The organism is Candidatus Vallotiella sp. (ex Adelges kitamiensis), assembly GCF_020342435.1.
GTDB lineage: Bacteria > Pseudomonadota > Gammaproteobacteria > Burkholderiales > Burkholderiaceae > Mycetohabitans.
The window spans coordinates 690494-703258 of the sequence record NZ_CP080504.1 but is presented as its reverse complement, the minus strand read 5'-3'; the positions used below and the strand labels follow the sequence as shown (position 1 = coordinate 703258).

The following is a 12765-nucleotide window of genomic DNA, read 5'->3' as shown; positions in this document are numbered from 1 at the left end:
CCACTGGTGATTGTCATCGGCTATGTACCGCTGATAAATAAGCTAATGAACGTTTAGAAGATCAGTACGGGCATGCAGTCTTATTGATTTAGTAGACATAAAATCAGAAGCATACAGATTTTGATAGCGAAAAATGCGCAACTTGTAATAGTTTATCTACTATCCTAACAGGATGCTTAGAAAGCACGCGCTTGCTCATGTGCTATCAATTAGGTTAGAGGACTTATCACCATTGCACATTAAATATTTTAGTATTTTGAATACGATAGTGCGAAGCAACCTAAGCTTTAATATTGTTTACTATCATTAGTACGGTATGCAGCCCGTTGAGCACCATTACTGAATACCATGGGGGTCACACCGAGAATGACTGCCACTGCTATACAGCGGGTGCTTATACAACGCTATAAGAACTATAAGAAGAGAATATCGTAGTTGGCTAGCGCATCACATCTTTGCCTAATAAGGTCTAAACAGCTTCTGATGCTACATCTGACTATGGTGTTCAGCTCATAGTTCAGATAGTTGAAAGTACTAGTTTTCTACTACATATTATCTTAATTTACAGCTGTAAACAGCAGATCGAGACCGGTCGCTAGATTTTCACTGAACTAATGTTGGACGCTAGCGTGTTAGTCGGTATCATGAAAATGAAAGTCACAAAGTTTGTCTAGAGACCCTAGATTTCGCGGGTGGTTGCTCATCGCTTGATTTGAGCCAAGAGCGTGTGTACTAATGCTAGCTCCTCAGATTCGCGATGAGATTTATCATGTTGCTATCACGGTATGCGTCATAAACGCGTCCAAGACACACGTTAATTGTACTAAGAATAGCCAATATCCGATGCTTGCTTGTGAGGCGCTCGATCACGCGGCACAATATCAATTGTGCGTAACTTTTTATCGCTAGTTTGCTTCGATGCCCCTTAATTTACCGATTTTCCTAACGTGGTTACGGATCGTTCTGATCCCGTTAATCGTTGGTATATACTATCTTCCCAATATAATATGCACCCTGCAAAACAAGAATAAGATAGCTGCGGCCATCTTCACTCTAGCAGCGTTAACCGATTGGTTTGATGGATTCTTAGCGCGCAAACTAAATCAAACATCAGTATTCGGCGCCTTTCTTGATCCGGTTGCGGATAAACTAATGGTAACTGCCACACTATTGATCCTAGTGCAGTTGTTTCGCCTTGATGCAGCGGTTGCTCTGGTAATCGTGGGGCGTGAAATTGCGATTTCTGCACTGCGTGAATGGATGGCGCATGTTGGCGCATCCGAGAGAGTCGCCGTTAACTTTTTGGGTAAGTTTAAGACTGTATGCCAGATGATTGCAATCCCGATGTTACTGTACTATGCACCGATTAGCATACTGGGGTGGTTTGCAGTTAACACACGTGTTCTAGGAGCAATGCTGCTCTACCTAGCAGCATTGCTAACAATCTGCTCAATGCTATATTATATGAAATTAGCCTGGCCCCAGATTCGCGATCGAACATCTTGCTGATAGGACTGCCAGCTAATTTTTCTGATCGCACAAATATTTACGTTGACCTTAATTCTTGACACTGTGTTTTACTACTCGCATACTGTCAAAGTTTTCCTGTAAACGCATTAGTGGGGAATGTAATTATGCGGGAGTAGCTCAGCTGGTAGAGCGCAACCTTGCCAAGGTTGAGGTCGCGAGTTCGAGACTCGTCTCCCGCTCCAAATATTACGGCGCGATAGCAAAGCGGTTATGCCGCGGCCTGCAAAGCCGTTTAGGCCGGTTCGACTCCGGCTCGCGCCTCCAAAAACTTTTATTAATTCAATTGCAAGCATTTTAAAAAAGTGTAATACACGGGGCTATGCTTTTCTATCTACTATTAATGTAGCATATAGTGAACGTATATTTAGATGTGTGCTATCCGCAGCTTTGTAGAATAGGTAAAATACTGCAAAGAGTTAATACAATTAATCTAAATTCTTCGGTATGCGTTACCGTGAGTTATAAAACTCAAACACACTTTCTTTGGCTAAAGAAAGTGTGATGCGCATAAAGCGCATGTATCAAGATAAATATATCTCTTAAAAAAGCAACTGCTCAGTCTCTTATTCTTTGATAAGCCGCTACTTGCCCCTATATTGTGCTATTTTATGCGATTATCTAATGCAGAAAATAGCCTTAATATTTATTTTATCAAAGTGGCTACGTTTTAATGTTTTATCTCTCTTGTGTGCTTGCTATTGACTGTCTTTTTATATAGAAAACAGTGCTATCTTGCTTCAAGATAGAAGCCTGTGTATATCGTTAATTATATCTCTAGTTATATCCTTAGTATCGCTTCAACAAAGCCCTCATGTAGAAGAGGGGTCTAAAGTTCTATAGAAAATTTCACACAGCAGGTTAGCTATAGGCTATGTATTTATATAGAGTTTAATATAACAAAGAAATAATCTTTCTTGATTGAGTTAATGATGCCTTATGGAAGTGCTATACCAGATCTGGTATAGCAGATTTATTAACGCTGAACTTGCCTGGCAGTCGGATCCCATTAATACTATTGGATATTTAACGGAGAATAATCGAGAATCAGATGTATCATCGATACAAAAAACACGCTTAAAATTGATGAATTCTTATTTAGGTTTTTCTCCAAAGAATCGTCATTGTTGATACAGTAAAATATACAGCTCAAGCGAGTAACTACACCGCTTCGGACAGACTTGTCATATATCATACATGTGATGCATAACATTTATCAGCACTACAGAAAGATTTGTATGTCCCTGCAGTCTTAAAAATCAGTAAGCTCACTAGCCAGCACGCTGTCTCTGTGTAGTAGTACAGTTTAGGTAAGTAATGCAGTTGAGAGTGATAGGTGTAATTACTATGCACTGCAGCTATAGTCCTTTTAGCATGTTGTCTAGCTCATCATTTATTGATGAGTTGCATATTGCAAAAGGCTAATGATGCAATGGCTCTCTCACTAAACAAGCTTAAGTAGTGCGCACGTCAGAATGTCGGAGATTTCTACTAGCATAATTAAGCATAAAAATAGTTAACCGAGAAAGTTATCAAGATCGCATCCATGCTATTAACAAAATATTTTAAGATACAATGAAAATTAGTCTGTAATAAATGTTTGTTGCATTACGCTAAATCACATAGCTCAACCTCCTAGATTGCATTGCTAGCTCTAAAATATTCTAAAACAGATTTATAGAGCAAGATTTGTAAGGTGCTTAAATATTGTTACAGAGTAAAAACTCTAAAGGCAGGCGTAAATTCTGCTATATAGCCATTTAAATAAAATCTGGGAGAACTTTAGGGAATTTTTTCTGAATAGTGAATAGCTGCATTTCTAGAGTATTTAGAGCTTTCCCTTTACTCGAAGGCAAGCTATCGAGCGCGACAGATAAATCAAGCTGAGAGTAAGCTGTATGCGCTATTGTAAAAAATCGGAACGTGCTCGTATTAATGGCGCTAGCAGGGCGGACCAGATTGCAAATGGGATTCTTAACCCATATTAAACCACAGCAGTCACTTCGCCTGACTTTTTTAGGAGTTTACCGACATGCGAATCGCTCAAATTGCGCCGTTGCACGAGGCCGTTCCACCAAAGCTATATGGTGGGACCGAGCGCGTCGTATCTTATCTTACCGAAGCACTAGTTGAACTCGGACATAATGTGACGCTATTTGCTAGCGGGGATTCGCAGACATCGGCTAAGCTCGATGCAGTATGGCCACAGGCTTTGCGGTTGGATCCATCGATTCGCGACACGATGGCACCACATATGTTACTTCTTGAGCAAGTGCGGCGGCGGTCTGAAGAGTTTGATGTACTGCATTTCCATATTGAATATTATCCGTTCTCATTATTTTCTCGTCAGCTAGTGCCGAATTTGACAACATTACACGGCCGGCTTGACTTGCCTGAGCTACAGCCAATTTTTAATATGTTTCAAGATGTTAAGGTCGTATCAATCTCTGACAACCAGCGTAACTCTCTACCGAAGGCTAATTGGCTCTCAACTGTGCATCACGGTCTACCTATCGATTTGCTAAAGCCACATACCGATATCGAGCCAAGCTATCTAGCTTTTTTAGGTCGTATTTCTCCGGAAAAGCGTTTAGATACCGCGATTCGAATCGCGCAACAGTGCGCTATGAAAATTAAGATTGTTGCGAAGCTTGATAAAACTGATCGTACATATTACGAAGAACAGATTAAGCCCCTGATGTCACTACCACATGTTGAGTATATCGGCGAGATCTCTGAGCTTGAAAAAGCCCAATTTCTATCGGGCGCACATGCGTTACTTTTCCCGATTGACTGGCCGGAGCCATTTGGCCTAGTAATGATTGAAGCAATGGCCTGTGGCACCCCAGTAATAGCGTTCAAACGCGGATCAGTACCAGAAGTAATCGAGAATGGTGTATCTGGCTTTATTGTTGAAGACGAGTTGAGTGCAGTTATCGCAGTGAACCAGCTGCATACGTTATCACGGGCCGGTGTGCGGGCGGCGTTTGAAGCCCGTTTTACATCAAAGGTGATGGCACAGCGTTACGTTCATGTGTATGAGGAACTTCTTCATCACAGCCATCGTACAAGTAGTACACATAGTTATTACCAGCCAAAAAAGAAGCTTAGTAAAGCCTAGATATTCTTTTATCGATTACAGCTATAATATTTAGAGTTTTGCTGATACAGTGACTAATATAGTATACCAAAAATCTTTGTAATGCACTTTTAGTGCAAATTGCAGTAGCCGAACGGCGACTGCTTAACAAACGGGGAGAATAATTTTCCGAAAGTGATGCGGCCAAGGCATAATTTTAGGGCAAACACTGCAAAAATTTTCGCACTGCGCGCGATCGGAGTAGTATTGCTTGCGCGTTGGTTAGATGTAATGTCGCAAATGAGCTTCGCGCTCATCTTAACTAACGTTATATCATCACCGTTAGCATATCTATACATTATTCTACTATTTCTACTAATTATACAGCCCGGTGTGCAAGCACAGGTTAGTCAGTCATTTCATCTATTTCCGCAACTATTGCGGCAGACATTATACTGCTTTTCACTTATTTGTTTTTTATTTAATGTATGGTTAATCGGACAATTTATCCATGCTACCGGACTAAAGTTAGCACTCCACGCGGCAGCCGATAGTAGGGGGTGGTTTATTATATCACCAGGATTGTACATCATAGTGATGTCGATTTGCCGAGCTAGAGTAATATAACAGCCCTACTTTATACGTAGCTTTTATTTATGTGTACTATACAGATTTTATTAAATCTAAAGTAAAAAACTGAGCTAGTACGATATCTAAAATCATTATTAAAATAATAATATTCCTAATCTATATACTTAGTGATTATTACTCAGTACTTTATACTAAGTAATTAAACTTACCTTAATAAGGTTAGACATATCTAAAAATTAGTATAGTTAAAGCTTAACAAAAATATATAAATTAGTTCCACAAAAAATTTTGTTAAAATATTTTATAAATTGAACGTTCATGCATAAAAAAACTAGATTATATCTATATAATCAATATATTTAAATAATCTTTTTATATTAAAAAGATTGATATTATCAAATACTTTTTAAAGTTTTATTTATAACATTTAATGTTACTTACTTTATAAGTATAATATATAATATTTATTATTAATTTAGTTTAAAAGTTAATTTACTAAATTACTTTATATTTTTGATATTAACACCACAAGTAAAGATTATTACTAGTTCCATCATATTATATTTCTAATAACATAGAAATATAATATGTATTATTTTAATTCTTAATAAATGTGCCCTACAAAAGCATAATAATTTTTATCAGATATTCTGAAGAATAATTATTATTTAATATAATTAAAGATGCTAGTCTTCAATAGAAAGTATTTAAGATAACTAGAACTTGCTAATAACTTAATACTACTAATATAGTATATATTAAATAATAATTAAAATTAGATACTAATAATTAGTGTAAAAGTATTACATATATATTTTCATAAATTTTTACATACAAAAAATTGTTTTTTAATTAAAAATTACATATACATAATAATTATGTATGTTTTTATAAAAAAACTTATAATAATACATTGAATTTATATTCAAATATAAAAACTGGGTTTTTGTATTAAAAATAAATTTTTAAAAAAAATTAACTAAGCATTAATTACTACTTGTAAAGTGTTTTTTATAAAAAAGTAGAAGAATATCTACCGAGTAAATGTTTATAACACTCAAAAATAATTTGAACTATAAAATTTACTTAAATTTTTTATACAAAACTAATTAATAATAAGTTAATTAATAAAGTTATTAAATAAAATATATATTTATTTACTACTAATTTAGTAGTTAATACTAAACTAAACTAACTTTTAAGTATTATTCTTAATTTCTTTAAAAGAATTAAATTTTAATATAATTAAATTAATTATTTATTTAAATTTATAAAAATAAAGTTTATAGATTTCTAACGTTTTTTTAAAAAAATGATATTATCATAGCTCTTTAGTAAAAAAATGTTAAGTATGTTTTTTAAAACTTAATTTTTATGTATTCTACACAAAAGAATATTAAATAATTATCTAAAAACGCATAATAGATGTGCTAAAAATATAAGAATTATATTCAGGGATATATACAGTTCAAATCTCTAAAATAGTAAAAATTTTAAATACAGTCTTAAAACTAGACGAAACGTATAAAACGATAATTCTAATTCTAAGTGCATAACCGCGTGAGCGTATTACTATAGTTGATATATGCTTATATAACTTAGGAAGTAAAGCTATGCAATGAGATTCTCAAGCAATCTCAGGAACCAGATCGAAGTCTTTGATCTTTCTTAAGAAGAATATTTCTTTTATTTATAATGTATATATAAGATATGGAGTAATTCCTCCTAATTATAGGAACTATTAATATTTAATAGAGGCAGGTTTGATATATTTGTATGTGATATCTAAATTCTTTTTTTAAAGAAAAGTTTAAGCTTTTTGACAAAAGAAGATGTGAGAATTATTTGAGTGAGTATCGATATAATTTATATTAATATTACAGATAACAATTGACCAGTTTTAAAAACTGTGCTATTTAAATTTATACTGCATTCTAAGAATAAAGATTAACTAAATTTATTATAAATAATAATATTTTTAAAATATAAAATCTTATGGCTGAGGTAAAGGAGCTCTAAAAATAGATACGCATCAAATGTAAGTAGGTTACATACAAATTTACTTGCATGTATTGAATTAAGCAATTATTTAATTAAACTTTTTTTAAAATTTAATGACTTCATTAAATTTTATTAATTATTTATTAAGCATAGTTTAATTCTGAATTAAAATATTTAGATCTAAATTACCCCCCTAAAGAAACTTCCCCTATTTTTAGAGCTGGGTTTGTTAAAACGTGCACTAATTTTAGAAAATTATTTCTTATTAAAAAAATTTTTTGAATGTATTGAGTGCGAGTTTAATACAGCTAAAAACATGCCGCTATTTATTTTAAATTTAATAAAGCTCGCTCAGATTTCAGTACTGACTGAAAGACAGAGGCTGCATAAATTAATAATCTATATTTATGGGAATTCACAATCTGAACGTCTTAAGAAAAAACTGCGCATCTTCTCTATGTTTAGAGAGGTACTTAGCTTATTAGAGTCATGCCACTCCACTTGGTGGCTGAATGAAATGCCGTGTCTCATCTGAGTTAGATCTATAGGCCTGCACGCGATAATTTCTTGCCAACATAGTGCGTTTGACTGGAATATGCTTTCTTATTAGTACTAAATTAAATTTCTATTAAGTTAATAATGCACTATGGTCGACATTCAAACGTAATTTCTATAGAAAAAGGAAGTATAATATTTCATAAACAAGCAAAACTAGATTTTATATATTGCGGTAGTCTTAGTTAGAGCATAATATTAAGACTATAATTTACAGGCATTCTTTGATGAGCGTGGCGTCTGAAATTTATGCAGTTAAAAACTTACAAGTATTTAACACTAATAGTGTGTCACGATTACCTATACTATCACTTAATGCGATGTGTGCTTAATATTTAACTAGCATCGGCTAAATTAGAAAGTCATCGGGCAAACGGGCAAGCCTTATAATACGCTGTCTATGTAATACATATCTTGGATAGGTATATTTCCCGTTTTAGATATGTAGTCTCCGCTATAATTTTCCATCGTCTTTTAAAGACGGCTTATTTAGCGCGATAGTATAAATATATATTGCGTAAAAGCTTTAAGCATGTCTAACTCAGAGAGTTATTGCTACTTTAGCGGTCCTATAATTTTTGAAAAAGTGCTTACTGCAGAATATTGTGCTATCTCTCTGGTCCTAGCTTAATGAGGTAATCATACACAGTAAAAAATCCCCGGATTCTTTCTTCTGTTGCTATTTATCAGCTGTATTCTTTACTGAGTAAGAAAGCACGTATTTATGCACTAGATAAATTCCAGAATAAGCTCCAGACTAATCGTATTTTTGAAATGTGTGGATCATTGATAATGATGAGATGCAATTGTTAGTCTATATGATTGGATATTTCAGTCATAGGAAGCCTTGAAAGAACTTACCGGAGTTTTATATATAACAACGTGAGTTATAGCTAGGGTCGTAGCCTTACTATTATATTACTCAATAGTTTATTCTATTGGGTAATAAGTCTCGATATGCGCTTAGGCAGGGATATACTCGCTAAAAGTGTTGTATTCGTAAGGCTGCGGTCAGCTATTAGCATGTGTAACTCTATGTACTCACAGTTTAGGCGATAATTAGTAGTACCTATGTTGTAGAGGTCTCCTGAGAGGGGCTAATCAGCTACCGAATAGTCTCATGCCGCGTGTTGTTTAGAAAATGTTCAATTAACATCTTAATTGCTATGAAACGTATAGAAAACATCGCATTACCGGACGTGAATAATATGCTACACGCGGTGTGCAAATTCGGTCTATGCTTCCTTTGGATCCTTGCTTTAAAAGTTACTACTGAAATTTAGACGTTTCGTATATTGTTTCACCAAAATATTCCTCATTTAGAGGGGCACGGATACACAAGGAAATAGTCTATTAACGCCTCCGGTAAGGGGAGCTTGTTTAACTAAGGGGAGCTATGAAAGAGCAGAACGTTTATCCTTGCAGACACTTCGTGATCGTGAAGTGATAATGCCAGTCTTCGGAAGAATTTTATTCATTATCGTCGAATAAAAAGAACAGAACTAACCATACCTCAATTTATGAGACAAATAAATTTTTGTAGGAACGAGCTCTGGGATACCGTAAAAGCCCCTCATCTGTGGGGCTTGCTCGCATGGTACGACATTAAGCAGCGCTATCGCCGTTCGGTGCTCGGCCCGTTCTGGATGACGCTTAGTACCAGTATCTTGATTGCAACGCTCGGTGTAGTCTGGTCGATGATCTTCAATATGAAGATTCAAGAATACTTGCCTTTCTACGCAGTAGGACAAGTAATCTGGTCATTTTACTCAATGCAAATTAATGAATCGTGTGTAGGCTTTATACAGTTTACAGGGATAATGAAGCAGACGCGCTTACCGATTCCATCCTATATCTTGCGGCTCGTTACACGCAATTTGATTATCTTCGCGCATAATTTCCTTGTTGTCGCGATTGTAATCTCATTTATCGGGCCAGGGTGGTCGTGGACGGCGCTAGTGGCAATTCCAGGTTTACTGCTTTCTACTATGGCGATTTATTTTGCTTCACTATGCATCGCTATCCCGTGCACGCGTTTTCGCGATCTGCAGCCGGTTGTCCAAAATCTCATAATGATTGGATTTTATGTCACACCTATCCTGTGGCAACCGAAAACGCTTGGCGACCAGTTCTTATGGCTTGTGAATTTGAACCCAGCGACACACCTTATTAATGTGGTGCGCGATCCGCTTCTTGGTCGTCTGCCCACTCTCCAGTCCTGGTCCTGGATGTTGGGAGCAGTCGTATTTTTTTTTGTAATGGCTTCGTCGTTGCTGTCTCATTACCGGCATCGCATCGCGTACTGGCTTTGACAACAGGATTGTTGAATGAATTCCGTACATATTTTCGCCGAACATATCACGATAGAATTTCCAATTTTTAATGTATCACACCGCTCTTTAAAAAAAGTTGTGTTACGCGCGACTACTGGTGGCCGTGTCGCCCGCGATGCGGGTAAGTACGTAATTGTACGTGCTGTGAGCGACGCGAGCTTCGAATTTAGAGCTGGTGATAGGGTTGCCTTAGTGGGCCATAATGGTGCAGGCAAAACTACGTTGCTGCGGGTTTTATCCGGGGTTTATGCATCCGCATCGGGAACACTTAATGTTCAAGGTAAGATTAGCTCTCTGCTCGATATATCGCTCGGTATGGATCCTGAGGCGACTGGATATGAAAATATTTTTCTGCGCGGGATTGTAATGGGGCTACATCCAAGGGAGATCGAAGAGAAAATCGATGAGATTGCAGTGTTCAGCGAACTGGGAAACTATCTTGAAATGCCTACCAGGACATATTCTAGTGGAATGGTTTTACGTCTTGCTTTCTCGGTTTCGACCGCAGTGTGCCCTGATATTCTTCTAATAGACGAATGGCTCTCCGTAGGTGATGAGTCGTTCAACAAGAAGGCGTCCGACCGCCTGAATTTGCTTGTTGAGCAATCATCTATTCTTGTGATGGCCTCGCATTCAGCTCCACTTGTACAAAAAATCTGTAATCGCAAGATCGTGCTCGAGAGAGGTATGTTAACAGAAGTGCCAGTCGACCAAAATATTTAGCATAACGCATGGTCTCTTAATATCTCATACTAATCTTCTTGGTATTACTTAGCGGACCCTCCCGTCATGTCTACGACGAATAACCTGGTGCATATCTACGTTTGCCATCATAAACCTGGCCTGGTATCGGTGTCGGATCGATGCTTTTTGCCGATGCAGGTAGGTGCAAGTCGCTCGTCTATTAATCCAGATTGTAGGCGCGATGATACTGGTGATAATATTTCATATAAAAACCATACCTTCTGTGAATTAACAGTATTGTATTGGGCCTGGAAAAATGATCGAGATGCACAGTGGATCGGCTTAATGCATTATCGGCGTTTCCTAGATTTTAGTGGTGCAAGACATAGAATCGACGCACGTGGGTATGCGAACTATTCTGATTTGGATAAAAAAACAATAGAAAACCTTGGCCTTACAGCTGCGCATGTCGAAAAGCTCCTTCTGTCGAAGCCTGGATTGCTTGCTGTGCTTCCTCGAAAATGGTCTGTACGCAATTCGAGGAGGCGAACATTACGTACACATTATGCAAATGCTGTGCATCATTACGGAGCAGATCTTAATGTGTTACGCGCTGTCATTGTTGATTTATATCCGACAGATATAGGACATTTTGATGCGGTCATGGATGGACATACAGGCTATTTCACAAATATTTTCGTTCTGTGTCGCGATCTATTTAATGAATACTGTCAATGGGTGTTTTCGATTCTATTCGAGGTTGAGCGCCGTCTTGATTTGACTAACTATTCATTAGCTGCCCAACGCGTCTTTGGCTACATGTCTGAGCGTCTCTTTAATGTTTTTGCAAGAAAACATCTCGCTGATTCAGTGGCTTATATCGAACTCGAGCGCGTGTTTATACGGGAGCAGCATATCGAATATCGCCCACCCACCCAACCGGCCGCTAATTCAGTTAGCGTGGTGACGGCGTCGGATGATAACTTTGTACCGCACCTAGCGACTTTTATGACTTCTCTGCGGGCTAACTTAGATCCGAAGCGAGAGCTGGATCTAGTTGTGCTTGATGGCGGTATTTCTAATACTAATCAGGCGCTGCTTAAACGGCAAGTTCAATTGAATGAAGGCGGACGTCTTACCTTCTTGGCATGCTCAGATATGTTTGCTGACATTCAGCTACATGCGCATTTTTCTGCTGCCACTCTTTATCGATTAAGTCTCGGGGAGTTACTTTCTCAGTATAATCGGGTTGTTTATATCGATGCGGATACAGTCGTGCTTGGCGATTTATCTGTGATCTACGATACCAATTTATCTGGATATGCTGTCGGAGCAGTACCCGACGTTATCATGCGAAGTTTTGTGGCAACAGGCGTGCCAGCACTCATGGAAGCCGGCGGGGAACGCGCGGGAGACTATCTGCGAAACTGGCTTAACATGGGCAATCGGGGCGAAGAATATTTCCAGGCTGGTCTTATTGTTATGGATCTTGAAGCGCTGCGTGCAATGAACTTCCGCGAATACGCCTATAACGAACTTATAAAAAAACGCTACTGGTTTCTCGATCAAGACGTACTTAATAAGTGCTTACTTGGACATGTTAAATTTTTAGATTTAAGCTGGAATGTCGTCAACGCATCAATGGACGTGATATCTGGATTAGGCCCGAATCTAGCGGAGAAAGTACGTGAAGCATTTGAATCGCCTCAGATAGTTCACTACGCCGGTTTTGAGGCAAAGCCATGGAATAATCCGGCTGTGCCACTCGCGTATTTCTACTGGTATTATTTGCGCCGCACATTCTGGTATGAGGCCGTAATCGAGCACCGCCAGATCTGTGCACCTACTTTAGACGCCGGTATGAATCGAAGCCACTTTTATAAGTGGGCTCGTAAAATCTGGCGGCGCATGCCAAATTCTTTGCAGCGGCGCCTGTTTTGGGTGCGGGATCAGATGATGTAAGCAGGAAAGATTGGTATAGTCGTAGTATGCTGA

Annotated in this window: 5 protein-coding genes and 2 tRNA genes; all 7 read left to right on the top strand. The window is 37.5% G+C overall.

Translation table 11 applies throughout. The features are described from left to right. Positions 1 to 918: 918 nt before the first annotated feature. The 7 genes from pgsA (at position 919) to K0T93_RS02655 (ending at position 12732) form a co-directional block, all read left to right on the top strand. Positions 919 to 1509, top strand: coding sequence for a CDP-diacylglycerol--glycerol-3-phosphate 3-phosphatidyltransferase (gene pgsA / locus K0T93_RS02685; protein ID WP_225721174.1), 591 nt, complete (start codon positions 919 to 921; stop codon positions 1507 to 1509). Between the two features lie 127 nt (positions 1510 to 1636). Next, positions 1637 to 1712: transfer RNA gene (locus tag K0T93_RS02680), tRNA-Gly, on the top strand. Between the two features lie 8 nt (positions 1713 to 1720). Next, positions 1721 to 1794 (top strand) — tRNA-Cys (locus tag K0T93_RS02675). Between the two features lie 1765 nt (positions 1795 to 3559). Next, the gene (locus K0T93_RS02670; protein ID WP_225721173.1) at positions 3560 to 4648 is read left to right on the top strand and encodes a glycosyltransferase family 4 protein; all 1089 of its coding nucleotides are present in this window, start codon (positions 3560 to 3562) and stop codon (positions 4646 to 4648) included. Between the two features lie 4625 nt (positions 4649 to 9273). Then, the gene (locus tag K0T93_RS02665; RefSeq protein ID WP_225721172.1) at positions 9274 to 10065 is read left to right on the top strand and encodes an ABC transporter permease; all 792 of its coding nucleotides are present in this window, start codon (positions 9274 to 9276) and stop codon (positions 10063 to 10065) included. Positions 10066 to 10080: 15 nt separating this feature from the next. Next, entirely contained in the window at positions 10081 to 10809 is a 729-nt protein-coding gene (locus tag K0T93_RS02660; protein ID WP_225721171.1) for an ABC transporter ATP-binding protein, read from the top strand. A 66-nt stretch (positions 10810 to 10875) separates the two neighbouring features. Beyond that, a complete protein-coding gene (locus K0T93_RS02655) occupies positions 10876 to 12732 on the top strand; it encodes a DUF4422 domain-containing protein (RefSeq protein ID WP_225721170.1) in 1857 nt (618 codons plus the stop codon). The last annotated feature ends 33 nt before the right edge of the window (positions 12733 to 12765 follow it).